Below are 14,713 nucleotides of genomic sequence, written 5' to 3'. Positions count from 1 at the left end.
AATACGACAGAGGGCGGACCGGTTGCCCGGGCCGCCCTCTGGGATGCGCGTTCGATCAGAGCGAGAGGACCCGCTCGAGGAAGTCCCGGTACTGCCGCAGCGCCACCCGCAGCGCCTCCGTGTCCGGCTTCTTCGAGTGCTTGCCCGGGTTGAGCGCGTGCTGCTGCTCCTGCAACTTCTCGGCGAGGGTCTCGATGGCGTCGCTGACCACGGCACTGGCCCGCGCGACCGCCTTGACCGGGTCGTCGACGAACTTCGACTCGGCCTTCACCAGCCGGGTCCGGAACTTGTCGGCCCGCTTGCGCTTCCAGAGCACGATCCGCTCTTCGGTGATGTCTCCCGGCGCCAACTGCGCCGCGGCGGCGAGCTCGTCCTCGTCGTCCTCGTCGCTCTCCTCGTCGTCGGCCGCGGCCACGACGTCTTCGTCCTCGTCCTCGTCGTCCTCGAGAAGGGCGGCAGCCTCGTCGCCGTCCTCCTCGGCGTCCTCGGAGTCGTCTTCGGAGGCGTCCTCGGCCACCGGCTCCGCAACGACAAGCAGCACGACGTCCTCGCCGGCGTCACCGTCTTCCCCGGCGTCGCCGTCCTCCTCGGCCGCGTCATCGACCACGAGAAGCACCACGTCCTCACCGGCGTCCGCGTCGGCTTCGGCGTCCTCCACGACGACGAGCACGACGTCCTCACCGGCGTCGGCGTCGGCCGCGTCCTCGACGTCGGCCACGTCCTCGACGTCGGCCACGTCCTCGACGTCGGCCACGTCCTCGGACGCGGCGTCCTCGACAACCACGAGCACGACGTCCTCACCGGCGTCGGCGGCGTCTTCGGGGGTGGCGTCAGCGGTCACGAGGAGTACGACGTCCTCGCCGGCCTCATCCTCACCCGCGTCCTCAGCCCCGTCAGCCTCCTCCGCCAGCTCGGCCTCCTCAGCCGCGAACTCCTCGGCCGCGTCCTCGGCGGCCTCGAGCTCAGCCACCGCCTCCTCGGCCACCTCCGCCGCCGCGGCCGCTTCGTCGATGGCCTCGACGGCAGCCTCGAGCGCCAGCTCGGCATTGGTCTGAGCCTCGGCAACCGCCGCCGCGTCCGCGGGGTCGACCTCAGCCACCGCGGCCGCCAACTCCTCGGCCACCGCCTCAGCGACAACCGCGTCAGCCGCCGCCTCGATCGCCTCCTCCTGAGCGATCACGGCATTGGTCTGCGCCGCAGCGACAGCCTCCACGAGCTCCCGCCCCTCGGCCTCAGCCGCAACGTCCTCAGCCCCGCCGACAACGTCATCGGTCACCTCAGCAGCCACCTCGTCGCCGCCGACAGCCACAGCGTCCTCCGCGTCGACCGCAGCGCCCACCTCGCCGCTCTCCACCTCAGCGGCCGGCTCCTCAACGGCGTCCTCGACCTCAACCTCAGCCGCAGCGTCCTCGGCCTCGACTTCGGCAGCCGGCTCCTCGGCCTCGTCGGCGGATTCAGCAATGGGCTCGTCGGCGGCCTCGACCTCGGCTTCGACTTCGGCGGCGGGCTCTTCTGCCTCGTCGGCGGATGCAGCGATCGGCTCGTCGGCGGCCTCAACCTCGACGGCGGCTTCGGCGGCCGGCTCCGCGTCTGCATCATTCTCATCCGCGGCGGTTGGCTCTTCCGCGGCCATGTCCTCGACCTCGGCGGCCGGCTCGTCGGCGGCCACGTCCTCGTCATCGGCGTCGGCCGCGGCGGCCGGCTCCTCGTCCTCGGCGGCCGGCTCTTCGGCGGCTACATCCTCAACCTCGGCGTCGGCGGCCGGGTCGTCGGAAGCGGCGTCGGCTTCGGCGGCGGGCTCTTCGACGGCTTCCTCGTCACCGGTCTCGTCGGAGGCCTCAACGTCGTCGGCGGTCTCGGCGGCGGGCTCGTCCCCGGCGGCTTCCTCCGTGGCGGCTTCCTCTGCGGTGTCGACGTCCTCGGCCACCTCGGCGGCGGGCTCGGCGGTGGCTTCGTCCTCAGTGTCGGCGGCGGGCTCGTCGGAGGCGGCCTGGACTTCGGCGGCGGGCTCGTCGGATGCCGTGGAGGCGTCCTCGACCGTCAGCGCTTCCGCGTCGTCCGCAGCCGCGACGTCCTCCGCTTCCGCAGCCGGTTCGTCGCTCTCCGGGGTTTCGACCTCCGCGACCGGATCGTCATCGTCGACCGTCTCGCTTTCCGCCGCGGCCTGGTCGCTTTCCGCTACCCGCTCGTCGCCGTCCTCGGCTTCCGCGTCCGCGGGGGCCTCATCCTCGACGACGGCCTCGGCGGTCTCGTCCCCGGCCTCGGTGGCGTCCTCGACCGGCTCGGCGTCCACATCCTCAGCAGCAACGGCGTCGGCATCCTCAACGCCCGCCACCGCATCGTCCGCATCGGCAACCGCATCCGCATCCTCAGCAGCGGCGGTGGCTTCTTCGGTGTCGGCAACCGCATCCGCATCCGTGTCCTCGGCGGCGGCTTCCTGGGTGTCGACATCCGCATCCGCGTCGGTGGCAGCGTCCTCGGTGTCGGCAACCGCGTCCGTGTCCTCAACGTCGGCGTCGGCGGAATCGGCGGAATCGGTGTCGGCGGCAACGGTAGCGGCGTCGGTGTCCGAAACGTCGGTGTCCTTTGCGGTGACGGCGTCGGTGACCTCGAGAGTGTCGTCCTCCGCGGTGACCTCGTCCGCAGTGTCGGCCACGACCGCTGAAGCGGTGGCGCCGTCCGAAGCACCGGCTACCGCGTCCGGAGCGGTGGCGTCGTCCGAAGCGCTGGCCGCCACGTCCGAAACAGCCACGGAGTCCGGGGCGGCGGCCACGGAGTCCGAGGTGGCGGTGATGTCGTCTGAAGCCGATGCGTCAGTGACGGCCTCGGCGTCCTCAACCCCAGGGGTGCTCTCGTCGGTCGCGGGACCGACCAGAGCGGAAATGTCGTCCGGCACCGTCACCGAGATCGCCGGGTCGTCGGCCAGGTGCTCCCCCTCCGAGAGCGCCGAGTCCGACTCGGAGTCCGCAGGCGGCGCGGATGACGCTGACGACCCGGACGACGCGGAGGTGTCGGCGGCAGAGGTGGAGGCGTCGGCGGTCGCGGGGGTGTCGGTCGCGGCGTCGAGGGGCTGGCGGGGTGTCGGGACTACCGCCTCGGCCGGGCCGTCCGAGGGTGGCTGGTCGTTCGGTGGGGTGACGTTGGGGTGCATGCGGGGTCTCCGTCCGCTCGGTCCGAACGGGGGCAGCCGCCCGCTCGGACTGCTGGTTGGCTCAGCGCTGGGGTCGCGGACGCCGGGAGGCCAACACGGCGCCCGGGGACCGACGACCGCATAGCCGACGGTGGGGCGCCCCCCGGATAGACGGGTAGGGGGTGGCCGTCGACGAGCGGGGAAGGGTGGGCGACCGCGCAGATCTTCCGTGCGGCGCACCTGCAAGGTACTCCCGAAACACCACCAGCCATAGACCCCGAACCGCCGAGTATCCACGGTGCGGGAGAATTGTCTTCGTGCCGTCGAATCTGGATGCCGAAGTCGCCGACCGTCTCGTCCGCAACGAGGCCGGGCTGGTGCCGGTCATCGTCCAGGAGTTAGGCACAGGCAAGGTGCTCATGCTGGCCTGGATGGACGACGAAGCGCTCCACCGGACCCTCACGACCGGCCGGGCGACCTACTGGTCGCGCAGCCGGAAGGAGTACTGGGTCAAGGGCGAGACCTCCGGTCACGCCCAGCACGTCAAGTCCATCGCGATCGACTGTGACGGCGACGCGCTGCTGCTCACCGTGGAGCAGACGGGCGCCGCCTGCCACACCGGCAACCACACCTGCTTCTACACCCCATTGGAGGTCTCCGGATGACGACCGGTGCCGTGGCTCCAGACGAGGCAACGTTCCGCGAGCTCGCCCGCACTCGCCGTGTCGTTCCGGTGACGCGGCGGCTGCTGGCCGACGGTGAGACGCCCGTCGGGGTGTACCGCAAGCTGGCCGGCGGCCCCGGCACGTTCCTCCTGGAGTCGGCCGAGCAGGGGGCGGGTGCGGCCGGCGCCGTGTGGTCGCGGTACAGCTTCATCGGCGTCCGCAGCGTCGCCACCCTGATCGAGCGGGACGGGCAGGCGCACTGGCTGGGCACCCCGCCGGCGAACATCCCTGTCGACGGCGACCCGACAGCGGTGCTCAGCGCGACGATCGCGGCACTCACCGCCGACGACGCCGACCTGCGCGACCTGAAGCTGCCGCCGCTGTCCGGCGGGCTCGTCGGCTTCCTGTCCTACGACGCCGTGCGCCGCTTCGAGCGACTCCCCGACATCGCCCTCGACGACCTCGGCCACCCCGAGCTCGGCATGATGCTCGCCACCGACCTCGTCGCCCTGGACCACTTCGAGGGGTCCGCGCTGCTCATCGCCAACGTCGTGCTGCCGGAGGCGGGGGCCGACGAGGCCGCCGTGAGCGCCGCGTACCACCAGGCGATCGGCCGGCTCGACGCCATGACCACGGCGCTGTCCCGGCCCACGCCGCCGCTGGTGTCCACTGTGGACCGGGTTGCGCTCGGCGAGGTCGTCAGCCGCACGCCCGCGGGGGAGTACCCGAAAGCCGTCGAGCAGGCCAAGGAGGCCATCCGGGCCGGGGAGTGCTTCCAGATCGTGGTCGCCCAGCGCTTCGAGCGCGCGACCGAGGCCGACCCCCTCGACGTGTACCGAGTGCTTCGCACCACCAACCCCAGCCCGTACATGTACCTCCTGCGCTTCGAGGGCTTCGACGTGGTCGGGTCCTCGCCCGAGGTACACGTGAAGGTCGATGGAAGGCGGGCGTTGCTGCACCCCATCGCGGGCACCCGCTGGCGCGGCGCCACCCCGGAGGAGGACGCCGCCCTCGCGGCCGACCTGCTCGCCGACCCCAAGGAGCGGGCCGAGCACGTCATGCTCGTCGACCTGGCCCGCAACGACCTGGGCCGGGTGTGCAAGCCGGGCACCGTCGAGGTGCCCGAGTTCATGACCGTCGAGCGGTACTCCCACGTCATGCACATCGTCTCCACGGTCGTCGGTGAGCTCAATGACGACCGGACCGCCTTCGACACCCTGGCCGCCACGTTCCCGGCCGGCACGCTGTCGGGCGCGCCGAAGGTCCGCGCGATGGAGATCATCGAGGAGCTCGAGCCCACCCGCCGCGGCCTCTACGGCGGTGTCGTCGGCTACTTCGGCTTCGGCGGCGACATGGACACCGCCATCGCGATCCGCACCGCCCTCATGCGCGAGCGCATGGCGTATGTGCAGGCGGGGGCCGGTATCGTCGCCGATTCCGACCCCGTCGCGGAGGAGACGGAGACCCGCAACAAGGCGGCCGCCGTCCTGGCCGCGATCGCCACGGCCGAGACGCTGCGGCCCGCGCGATGAACGGTCGGCGGGGCCTGACGACCACAGCGGCCGCCAGTGCCGTTGCCGCGGCGCTGGTGCTGCTGGCCGCCACGCGCAGCTGGCAGGATCTCGTCACCGCCCAGCCGGCCCCGCTGCCGCCGATGACCGAGCACCGCACCGGCACCGACATCGCCCCCTGGCTGCCGGCCCTGGCCGTTGTCGCCCTGGCCGGCGCGGGCGCGCTGTTCGCGACCCGCGCCGCCGCCCGCCTTGTCGTCGGTGTGCTGCTGGTCCTGGCCGGCCTCGGCACGGCCGTCGCGTCCCTGGTGACCCTCGACGACCACGTCAAGGTGGCCTGGCCGCTGCTGGCCACGCTCGGCGGGCTGATCGTCCTGGCCGCCGGCGTGGTCACGATCCGGGCTGGGCGCTCCTGGCCGGGGATGAGCGCCCGCTACGAGCGCCCCACCCAGCGCAAGGCCACTGTCTCCCAGCACGACCTGTGGGACGCGCTCGACCGTGGTGAAGACCCGACCGAGGGGGATCGGCACGAGTAGGGTCGGCGCATGGCGAGCAGCGCTGAGGAAGTGATCGAGGTCGCCGGGCGCGAGGTGACGATCACAAACCCCGACAAGGTGTACTTCCCCAAGTCCGGCCGCACCAAATTGGAAGTCGTCCGCTATTACCTGGCCGTGGCCGACGGCGCGCTGCGAGGCGCCGGCGGGCGGCCGATGGCGCTCAAGCGCTACGTCAACGGCATCGAGGGCGAGGCGTTCTTCCAGAAGCGGGCTCCCGCCAAGCGGCCCGAGTGGATCGAGACGGTCGAGCTGCGCTACCCCTCCGGGCGCACCGCCGAGGAGATCGTGCTGCGCGACGCCGCCCAGCTCGCCTGGGTCGTCAACCTCGGCTGCCTGGAGCTGCACACCCACTCCGTCCTCGCCGAGGACGTCGACCACCCCGACGAGCTGCGCATCGACCTCGACCCGGTGCCGGGCGTGCCGTGGGCGCAGGTGGTCGACGTCGCCCTGATCGCCCGCGAGGTCCTGGAGGAGTACGGCCTGGCCGGCTGGCCCAAGACCTCCGGCTCCCGCGGCTTCCACATCTACGCGCGCATCGAGCCGCGCTGGACCTTCGCCGAGGTCCGCCGGGCCGCCGAGGGCTTCGCCCGCGAGGTCGCCCGCCGCGCCCCCGACCTCGCCACCGGCGCCTGGTGGAAAGAGGAGCGCCACGGCGTGTTCCTCGATTACAACCAGAACGCCAAAGACCACACGACCGCTTCCGGGTACTCCGTCCGCCCCTCCGAGGAGGCGAAGGTCTCGACCCCCCTCAGCTGGGACGAGGTGCCGGGCTGCGACCCGGGGGAGTACACGATCGACACCGTCCCGGCCCGCACCGACCCCTGGACCGGCATCGAGGACGCCCGCGGCTCCCTGGAGCAGCTCCTGGAGCTGGCGTCGACGTTCAAGAAGCGCGCCCCGGCCAAGAAGGGCGCCGGCCGCCGCCAGCCGACGATGCCGCTCATCGAGATCACCCGCACGGCGACCCGCGAGGAGGCCCTGGCCGACCTGGACCGCTGGAAGGAGCGCCACCCGACCGTCTGGCCCCTCCTCGAACCGGCCGACGTCCTGGTCGACTCGATGCGCGGCATCAACTCGGTCTGGTACCGCATCCGCATCAACCTCGTCCACGTCCCCGAACCCGACCGCCCCGACCAGGAGCCGCTCGAGCACGAGTTCGACCCTTTCGCGAAGTGGAAGGAGATGCAGGCCCGCGGCGAGATCCCGGCCCGCTGGCGCCGCCCGGACCACACGGAGCAGCCGCCGGCGGATCAGACGGAGCGGTAGTCGCCCTCGGCCGGCTCGGCCACCCAGCCCGCGAAGAGCACCAGCCCGGTCGGACGGTGCACGGCCAGGAAACCGAACGGCCGGTCGAAGCAGACGTGGACCGTCTCGTGCGGCGGGTCCATGCCGTAGCCGATGCCGTCCACGATCACCGCGGCCGCCTTGAACCCGGTCGCCGAGAACGCCGCGGTCGCCGCCTGGACCGCGGCGGTGACGGCCAGCGGCTCGACGGCCAGCCCGGGGAAGTGGCCGCGGGACGGGTCGGCGGCTGCGCGCAGCCCGAACACGTCGGCCGCGGCCAGGAGGTCGTGCTCGGCCTGGACCGCGAACTGGGGGACCTTCAGCCGGTAGCCGGGCTCGAAGTGCCGCCGGACGGTGATGCCGGGGCCGTGCAGGCGGAACGGGGTGCTGTCGAGCGCGGGCAGGGCCGCGATCACGGCGGGCAGCAGCGCGCCCGGGCCCCGATCCTCCTCGCCCAGCAGCAGAACCACGTCGACATCGTCACGGCCGCGCACGGTGGCGGTGGTGACCGCTCCGACCGCGGTGTCGAGGACCGCCAGGCCCTCGGGTGTCCTGGCTTCCCGGAACAGCAGGTTGGCCAGCCGTCCCTCCCAAGGGCCCGTGAAGTACGCCTCGTCCTCCTCGAACGGCTCGACCCACAGCGTCTCCACAGCCAGCGCGGCGGCGAGCACGAGCCGGGTCCTCTTGTCGAGCTCGATCGGCATCGTGGGGATCAGCCCGCCGGTGTGCTCGCACGCCCACGCGTCAAGCGGCGCCCGGTCATCGGTGAGCACTCCGGCGACCAGCTCCTGCCCGCCCGGCTGCAGCGTCAGGTCGGCACGGGCCCACAGCCCGAGCGCCGCCTGCACCACCGCGGGCAGCTCCAGCGGCGTCGGCGCCACCGCACCCAGCTCCGCGGCCGCCGCCCCGTCCGCGAACCCGGCCAGCCGGGCCAGGAGCGGATACGCGCCGGCGCCCGAGAGCACCGTCCCCTCGTCGCTGGTCAGCCGGGCCGCCCACCGGGCGGTCAGCCGGTTGGCTGCCGCAACACTCATCGCGCTCCCCCGATCACCTGTGTACGGCCGTCAACAGCCGCCGAACTCCTCCGCCCGGCCTCCCTGCGGGCCGCCGCCGGACGCGACAAAAGGCCGGATGCGCCAAAGTCGGATGCCGGTGCCGGCGACGGCGACGGCCTCGAGCCGAGCGTCATGGTGCCATCCTGCGGGCCGCCGACGGAGGCGACAGAAGCCGGTCGCGCTAAGTCGCACGCCGCGGCCGGTGCCGGCGACGGCCTCGAGCCGAGCGTCATGGTGCCGCCTGCGGGCCCGTCGGGCCGGCCGGTGCGTGTGCGGCGGGCCGGCGGGCCGGTCGTCACGGCGGTCACCGTGCGGGCTCGGGGTCGTCGATCCAGCCGGCCAGGAGGACCAGGCCGGTCGGGCGGTGGACGGCCAGGTAGCCGAAGGGCTCGTCGAAGCGGACCGTCACCCGCAGGGCGCGGGCGGTCGCCGGAGGCGGGGCCAGGGTCACCGGGACCATCGGCGCGCGGGTGACCGGGGTGGCGCGGAAGCCGGGGGCGGTGAAGGCGGCGGCCGCGCTCACCGCGGCCGTGGCGACGCGGAGCGGCTCGTCGCTGATGCCGGGGAAGAGGGCGGTCTCGGCCGCCGCGCGCAGGCCGAAGACGTCGGCTGAGCGCAGCAGGTCGTGGGTGGCCGCGGCGGCGAAGCGGGGGATCTTCACCACGAGCTCGGGGGCCGGGTCGGCCGCGTCGACCAGGGCCGAGGTGACGCCGGGGCCCTTCCGCGCGACCGGGGCGGTGGCGAAAGTTTCCACGGCTGCGGCCAGGACGTCGGGCGGTGGCGCGGCGCCTGCGGCAGTACACAGGACGACATCGATGTCGGCCGTGCCGCGGACGGTCAGGAGAGTGACCACGGCGGACGGGCTTTTGGCGGCCCGCAGGGCGGTCAGGTCGGGGTCGCGGCGGTGCAGGGAGGCGAGCCGGCGCCCGGCCCAGGGGCCGGCGGCCGGGCGCAGGACGCCGTCGGTGAAGGGGATCACCCAGTCGGCGGTGACGGCCAGGGCGGCGGCCAGCACGACGGTGTCCGGGTCGGCGGCCGTGAACGGCAACGGGGGCACGGGAGCGCCGGTCTGGGCGGCCGCCCACGCGTCGAGCAGCGGGCGGTCGATCAGCGGATCGCCGGTCAGGCGGGGGTCGGCCCGGGCGGCCCAGTCGAGGGTGAGCGGGACGCCCTCCCGGGTCCACAGGCCCAGCGCGCTGCGCACCGGCAGCCGCATGGTCTGCGGGGCCACCGCGGAGAGTTCCAGCCGGGCGCGTCCGGCGGCCACCGAGGCCAGCAGCGCCAGCAGGGGATAGACGGCGGCGGCGGAGAACACGGCGCCCGGAGACCGGGAGGCCCAGGTCGCCGTCAATGCGTTGGCTTTAGCCGCGCTCATGAGGGTCACGATAGAACGGGGGTACGACAAAACCCGGCGGCGAGGCATTATGCCCTAGTCCATCAGGTGATGTCGGCCATACCCCCGCGACCGTCCCCGCACCGGGGGCGACCTAGCATCGGTCGCATGACCACCGGAGAGGGGAGCTCCTTGATCAACGCGGAAAGCGGACGGGTGCTCGACGAGATCCTCGCCGGAGTGCGCGAGGACCTGGCGGTCCGCGAGGCCCAGGTGCCCCTGTCGGACATCAAGCAGCGCGCCGCGGAGGCCCCGCCGCCCCTCGACGCGTACGCCAAGCTGCGCGCGCCCGGCGTCGGCGTGATCGCCGAGGTGAAGCGCTCCTCACCGTCGAAGGGTGCCATCGCGGAGATCCCGGACCCGGCGGAGCTCGCGAAGGAGTACGCGGCCGGCGGTGCCCGCTGCGTCAGCGTGCTCACCGAGGGCCGCTGGTTCGGCGGCAGCCTCGACGACTTCGCCGCGGTGCGGGCCGCGATCGACATCCCGATGCTGCGCAAGGACTTCGTCGTGTCCTCCTACCAGGTGCACGAGGCCCGGGCCTACGGCGCCGACCTGGTGCTGCTGATCGTGGCGGCGCTCGACCAGAACACGCTCTCCGGACTCCTCGACCGCATCGAGAGCCTCGGCATGACCGCGCTCGTCGAGGTCCACGACGAGGAGGAGACCGACCGCGCGCTGGAGGCCGGCGCCCGGGTCATCGGCGTCAACGCCCGCAACCTGCGCACGCTGGAGGTCGACCGGACGGTGTTCGAGCGTATCGCGCCCGGCCTGCCCGCGGAGGTCGTCAAGATCGCCGAGTCGGGGGTCAGGGGGCCGCACGACCTGATCCGCTACGCGTCCGCCGGAGCCGACGCCGTCCTGGTCGGTGAGGGACTGGTGACCCAGAAGAGCCCGCGCGAGGCCGTCGCCGAGCTCGTCACCGCCGGCAGCCACCCGGCCACCCCGCGGGCCGCCCGATGAACGCGTTCCTGTCGGCCGCCGGCCTGCTCCCGGACCCGGCCGGGCACTTCGGCACCTTCGGCGGGCGGTTCGTCCCCGAGGCGCTCATCGCCGCCCTCGACGAGCTCGACGCCGCCTACCGCCACGCGCAGGCCGACGAGTCGTTCCAGGCCGAGTTCGGCAAGCTGCTGCGCGACTACGCCAACACGCCGAGCCCGCTCTACCGGGCCGAGCGGCTGGCCCGCGGTACCGGAGCGACGATCTTCTTGAAGCGAGAGGATCTCAACCACACGGGCGCGCACAAGATCCGCAACGTGCTGGGCCAGGCCCTGCTGACCCGGCGCATGGGGAAGACCCGGGTCATCGCCGAGACCGGCGCGGGCCAGCACGGCGTCGCCAGCGCGACCGCGTGCGCCCTGCTCGACCTCGAGTGCATCGTGTACATGGGCGAGGAGGACACCCGCCGCCAGGCGCTCAACGTCGCCCGCATGCGCATGCTCGGCGCCACCGTCATCCCCGTCACGACCGGCTCCAAGACGCTCAAGGACGCGATCAACGAGGCCCTGCGCGACTGGGTGACGAACGTCGACAACACCCACTACCTGCTCGGCACCGCGGCCGGCCCGCACCCGTTCCCGGCCATGGTCCGCGACTTCGTCGGCGGCATCAGCGTCGAGGCCCGCCGCCAGATCCTCGAGCAGACCGGGCAGCTTCCCGACGCCGTGGCGGCCTGCGTCGGCGGCGGCTCCAACGCGATCGGCGCCTTCCACGCCTTCGTGCCCGACTCCGACGTGCGCCTCTACGGCTTCGAGGCCGGCGGTGACGGCGTCGACACCGGCCGGCACGCGGCGAGCATCACCGGAGGCGCGACGGGTGTGCTGCACGGAGCCCGCACCTACCTCCTGCAGGACGAGGACGGGCAGACCGTCGAGTCGCACTCGATCTCGGCGGGCCTGGACTACCCCGCGGTCGGCCCCGAGCACGCCTACCTGCACCACACGGGCCGCGCGCGCTACGAGCCGGTGACCGACGCCGAGGCGATGGCCGCGTTCAAGCTGCTGTGCCGCACCGAGGGCATCATCCCGGCGATCGAGAGCGCGCACGCCGTCGCCGGCGCCCTGCGCGTGATTCCGCAGCTGGCCGCCGAGCTCGGCCGCGAACCCACAGTGGTCATCTGCCTCTCGGGCCGCGGTGACAAGGACATGGACACCGCCCGGGATTGGTTCTCCGTATGAGTGGGGCCTCGGCATGAGCGTTCGGATCGCTTTCGAGAAGGCTCGCGCGGAGGGGCGCAGCGCGCTGATCGGGTACCTCCCGGCCGGCTTCCCCTCCACCCGGATCGGCATCGACGCCGTCAAGGCCATGATCGACAATGGCGTGGACATCGTCGAGGTCGGCCTCCCGTACTCCGACCCGGTCATGGACGGCCCGGTCATCCAGCGCGCCACCGAGGCCGCCCTGGCCGCGGGCTTCCGTGTCCGTGACGGCCTGGCCACCGTGGAGGCCGCCGCCGCGACCGGCGCGCCGATCCTGACGATGACCTACTGGAACCTCGTCGAGCGCTACGGCGTCGAGCGCTTCGCCGCCGACCTGGCCGCGGCGGGCGGGGCCGGGCTCATCACCCCCGACCTCATCCCGGACGAGGCCGACACGTGGCTGGCCGCGAGCGACCAGCATGACCTCGACCGCGTCTTCCTGGTCTCCCCGTCGTCCACCGACGCCCGCATCGCGAGCACCGTGGCGGCGTGCCGCGGCTTCGTGTACGCCACGAGCGTCATGGGCGTCACCGGCGCCCGCACCGAGACCAGCACGGCCGCACCCGTCATCGTGTCGCGCGTCCGCGCGCTGGCCGGCCCGTCCGCGGTGCCGGTCGCCGTTGGTCTCGGCGTGTCGAACGGCGCCCAGGCGGCCGAGGTCGGCGGCTTCGCGGACGGCGTCATCGTGGGCAGCGCCCTGGTCCGCTGCCTGCAGGAGGCCGACAGCCCGGCGGCCGGCGTGGCCGCGGTGGCCAAGCTGAGCGCCGAGCTGGCCGAGGGCGTCCGCCGCCAGTAGCCCGCCGGCCCGGGCCGTGCGCCCGGTCCGAGCGGCAGGCGCCACTAACGGGGAGCGGGCTCGTTGAGCCCCCGTGCGGCATTATTTCCGTTTTGTACTCGTCCCGGCACTCCTGTGGGCGTCCCCGGTCAGCGCGGCCATGGTCAGCGCGGCTCCAGCCTCCGCGGGCACGCTCCCGGCGGCCGCGGTCTACGGCACCCACGCCGCCGCCGACGCCGACTGGCGCCAGGACGGGGCCGATGCGGGCCGCTCCGGCCATCAGGCGCTGACCGGCCGTCTGAACCGCGCCGTGGCCAAGCACCTGACCCGCGCGTGGACGGCCCCCGCCGGCGGCCCGTCCGAGCAGGTCGGCGACGCCATCGCGATCGACGGCACCGTGTTCCGCTCGACCGGCGGCGCGGCCACGGACCGGGGCACGATCCGCCGCTACGACGCCGTCACCGGCCATGACCTGGGCCCGATCGTCGTCAGCGCCCCGGGCGAGGCGTTCGGCCAGCTGGCGGCGGCGGGCGACACCCTCCTGGTCGAGTCGATCGCGCGCCCGTCGCTGCAGCGCACCCTCTTCGCGTACACCCTCACCGGCACCCCGAAGTGGAAGACCCCGCTGGAGGACGCCGTCTCGGGCGGCTTCACCACGGCCGGCGACCTGATCCTGCGCAGTGCCGGCACCACGCTTACCGCCTACCGCACCGCCGACGGCACCCCGGCCTGGACCGCGCCCCTGGGCGGCGAGCCCGGCTTCCACCCTCCGGTCCGCGCGGGCGACCTGGTCCTGCAGGCCACCGAGCCGCCCCCGCTGTCGGCCGAGCCCGGCCCGGCGGGACCGGGCGCCCCGACCGCCGCGAAGTCCAGCCGCATCCTGGCCTTCGACGCGGCCACCGGCACCCCGGCCTGGCAGCACGACTCCAGCGGCGCCGAGCTCGTGGCCGCGGCCGGCACCGTGTACTCCGTCGGCGAGCCCGGCGTCTGCGCGTACGCCGCGGCCGACGGCACCCAGCGCTGGTGCGACGCCGAGACCCTCGAGTCGCCGGTCCACGCGAGCGTCGGCGACGGAGTGCTGTTCGTCGTCGACGGCCACGGCGGGCTCGCGGCCTTCGACGCCGGCAGCGGGGCCCGGCGCTGGCGCACCTCGTACGGGCTGGACGCCGAGGTCAACGCCTCCTACTGGGCGCCGGTCAACGGCGGCGGTGTCGTGTATGCGGTGGTGTACCACTTCGCGGTCCGCGGCGGGGTCAGCACGCACCGGGTCGAGCTGGTCGCCGCCGACGCGACGACCGGCGGACTCCTACGGCGCCTGGAGCTCGACGTCGACGCCCTGCACGGGGGAGAGTCACTGCTGCTCTCCGGTGATCACCTGTACTTCGCGGCCGTCCAGCGCCTCTACGCGATAGGCCCCAAGCCGTGAACCCCGCCGCATGAGCCGGGCGTGAGCACGATCGGCGCGCCCGGGCTGCCCGCCACCGGCTCAGCGCCGTAGGGCGGCCCGCCACGTGTCGCGGATCGCCTGCGCACCCCAGGCGTTCGGCTCGATGTGCCCGCACAGCCACAGCTCCCGGTTGTCCGGATGCGAGTCGGGCCGCGTGATGTCCCCGGCCTGTGCACCGTGGCCGAGGAACGCCACGTGGAGGTCGGCCACCGCCGCACCGTGCCGGGCGGCCACGGAGCGGATCGCCGCGTTCATCGACTCCAGCAGCGCCAGGCCCTCGTCGATGTCGGGCAGGCCGGCCCAGGAGAGGTCGCCGGTGCCGTCGGTGGGGTCGTACACGGTGCTGACCACGATCCGCGCGCCGGTCGCGGCGAGCGAGGTCAGCAGCGCGTCGTAGTTCGCGGCCGTCGCCTCGACAGCGGCCGGGACCTTGTCCGGTGACTCGACGATCGCGGTCAGCAGGTCGTTGCCGCCCATGGTCACCGTGATCAGGGCCGGGCGGCCGGCCACCTGACCGAGCTGGCGGCGCAGGACGTCGTCGCTCGTCGCGCCGTCGCGCGCCAGGAGCAGCAGGTCGATGCCGAGGTCGTCGGCGAGCAGAGAGGCGGCGCCCAGCCCGGGGCCGCCCGCGTAGTCGTCGATCGACATGGAGTCGCCGAGCGCGTAGTACCGCGGGGCCATGCAAAGATCTTTGCGGATGT

12 protein-coding genes are annotated in these 14,713 nt (G+C 73.5%); 8 read left to right on the top strand and 4 right to left on the bottom strand.

The genetic code is table 11. From position 1 onward, the window contains the following. Positions 1 to 55: 55 nt before the first annotated feature. Complete coding sequence (locus tag Dvina_RS43960; protein ID WP_223096862.1) at positions 56 to 3,151, bottom strand: midas domain-containing protein; 3,096 nt, start codon at positions 3,149 to 3,151, stop codon at positions 56 to 58. Between the two features lie 287 nt (positions 3,152 to 3,438). Between Dvina_RS43960 and hisI the strand changes: the two genes are divergently transcribed. Genes hisI through ligD form a run of 4 tightly spaced genes read left to right on the top strand, consistent with a single transcriptional unit; the run spans position 3,439 to position 7,129 of the window. Further along, positions 3,439 to 3,795 carry a phosphoribosyl-AMP cyclohydrolase gene (hisI, locus tag Dvina_RS43955; RefSeq protein WP_223106050.1) on the top strand — a complete coding sequence of 119 codons (357 nt, stop codon included), beginning with the start codon at positions 3,439 to 3,441 and terminating at the stop codon, positions 3,793 to 3,795. Beyond that, the gene (locus Dvina_RS43950) at positions 3,792 to 5,327 is read left to right on the top strand and encodes an anthranilate synthase component I (RefSeq protein ID WP_223096850.1); all 1,536 of its coding nucleotides are present in this window, start codon (positions 3,792 to 3,794) and stop codon (positions 5,325 to 5,327) included. The genes hisI and Dvina_RS43950 overlap by 4 nt, the downstream gene beginning before the upstream one ends. Next, positions 5,324 to 5,842, top strand: a complete 519-nt coding sequence (locus Dvina_RS43945; RefSeq protein WP_223096848.1) for a Trp biosynthesis-associated membrane protein — start codon at positions 5,324 to 5,326, stop codon at positions 5,840 to 5,842. The genes Dvina_RS43950 and Dvina_RS43945 overlap by 4 nt, the downstream gene beginning before the upstream one ends. Before the next feature lie 9 nt (positions 5,843 to 5,851). Continuing rightward, positions 5,852 to 7,129 carry a non-homologous end-joining DNA ligase gene (gene ligD / locus Dvina_RS43940; protein ID WP_223096846.1) on the top strand — a complete coding sequence of 426 codons (1,278 nt, stop codon included), beginning with the start codon at positions 5,852 to 5,854 and terminating at the stop codon, positions 7,127 to 7,129. Here ligD and Dvina_RS43935 read toward each other — a convergent pair. Then, a complete protein-coding gene (locus Dvina_RS43935) occupies positions 7,114 to 8,181 on the bottom strand; it encodes a serpin family protein (protein ID WP_223096844.1) in 1,068 nt (355 codons plus the stop codon). The genes ligD and Dvina_RS43935 overlap by 16 nt on opposite strands. 325 nt (positions 8,182 to 8,506) lie before the next feature. Continuing rightward, complete coding sequence (locus Dvina_RS43930; protein WP_223096842.1) at positions 8,507 to 9,577, bottom strand: serpin family protein; 1,071 nt, start codon at positions 9,575 to 9,577, stop codon at positions 8,507 to 8,509. Between the two features lie 174 nt (positions 9,578 to 9,751). Between Dvina_RS43930 and trpC the strand changes: the two genes are divergently transcribed. The 4 genes from trpC to Dvina_RS43910 all read left to right on the top strand — a co-directional run bounded on the left by trpC (position 9,752) and on the right by Dvina_RS43910 (position 13,991). Beyond that, entirely contained in the window at positions 9,752 to 10,555 is an 804-nt protein-coding gene (gene trpC, locus Dvina_RS43925) for an indole-3-glycerol phosphate synthase TrpC (protein WP_223106049.1), read from the top strand. Then, positions 10,552 to 11,769, top strand: coding sequence for a tryptophan synthase subunit beta (gene trpB, locus Dvina_RS43920; RefSeq protein WP_223096840.1), 1,218 nt, complete (start codon positions 10,552 to 10,554; stop codon positions 11,767 to 11,769). Before trpC ends, trpB begins: the two co-directional genes overlap by 4 nt. Before the next feature lie 13 nt (positions 11,770 to 11,782). Further along, positions 11,783 to 12,586, top strand: a complete 804-nt coding sequence (trpA, locus tag Dvina_RS43915; protein ID WP_223096829.1) for a tryptophan synthase subunit alpha — start codon at positions 11,783 to 11,785, stop codon at positions 12,584 to 12,586. Between the two features lie 73 nt (positions 12,587 to 12,659). Next, on the top strand, positions 12,660 to 13,991 hold the full coding sequence (locus Dvina_RS43910; protein ID WP_223096827.1) for an outer membrane protein assembly factor BamB family protein: 1,332 nt from the start codon (positions 12,660 to 12,662) through the stop codon (positions 13,989 to 13,991). 60 nt (positions 13,992 to 14,051) lie between these two features. Here Dvina_RS43910 and Dvina_RS43905 read toward each other — a convergent pair whose 3' ends face one another. Then, positions 14,052 to 14,693, bottom strand: a complete 642-nt coding sequence (locus tag Dvina_RS43905) for an SGNH/GDSL hydrolase family protein (RefSeq protein ID WP_223096825.1) — start codon at positions 14,691 to 14,693, stop codon at positions 14,052 to 14,054. Between the last annotated feature and the right edge of the window lie 20 nt (positions 14,694 to 14,713).

The sequence above is a fragment of the Dactylosporangium vinaceum genome (genome assembly GCF_019904175.1).
Classification (GTDB): Bacteria; Actinomycetota; Actinomycetes; order Mycobacteriales; family Micromonosporaceae; genus Dactylosporangium; species Dactylosporangium vinaceum.
Note: the sequence above shows the minus strand (reverse complement) of the source record. Positions and strands in the feature narration are given on the sequence as shown.

What these genes read in the sequence shown, in the direction of transcription:
- Dvina_RS43960 (WP_223096862.1), bottom strand. Translation starts at nt 3,151, where the DNA reads ATGCACCCCAACGTCACCCCACCGAACGACCAGCCACCCTCGGACGGC.
- trpA (WP_223096829.1), top strand. Translation starts at nt 11,783, where the DNA reads ATGAGCGTTCGGATCGCTTTCGAGAAGGCTCGCGCGGAGGGGCGCAGC.
- ligD (WP_223096846.1), top strand. Translation starts at nt 5,852, where the DNA reads ATGGCGAGCAGCGCTGAGGAAGTGATCGAGGTCGCCGGGCGCGAGGTG.
- Dvina_RS43945 (WP_223096848.1), top strand. Translation starts at nt 5,324, where the DNA reads ATGAACGGTCGGCGGGGCCTGACGACCACAGCGGCCGCCAGTGCCGTT.
- Dvina_RS43935 (WP_223096844.1), bottom strand. Translation starts at nt 8,181, where the DNA reads ATGAGTGTTGCGGCAGCCAACCGGCTGACCGCCCGGTGGGCGGCCCGG.
- Dvina_RS43950 (WP_223096850.1), top strand. Translation starts at nt 3,792, where the DNA reads ATGACGACCGGTGCCGTGGCTCCAGACGAGGCAACGTTCCGCGAGCTC.
- Dvina_RS43930 (WP_223096842.1), bottom strand. Translation starts at nt 9,577, where the DNA reads ATGAGCGCGGCTAAAGCCAACGCATTGACGGCGACCTGGGCCTCCCGG.
- trpB (WP_223096840.1), top strand. Translation starts at nt 10,552, where the DNA reads ATGAACGCGTTCCTGTCGGCCGCCGGCCTGCTCCCGGACCCGGCCGGG.
- Dvina_RS43905 (WP_223096825.1), bottom strand. Translation starts at nt 14,693, where the DNA reads ATGGCCCCGCGGTACTACGCGCTCGGCGACTCCATGTCGATCGACGAC.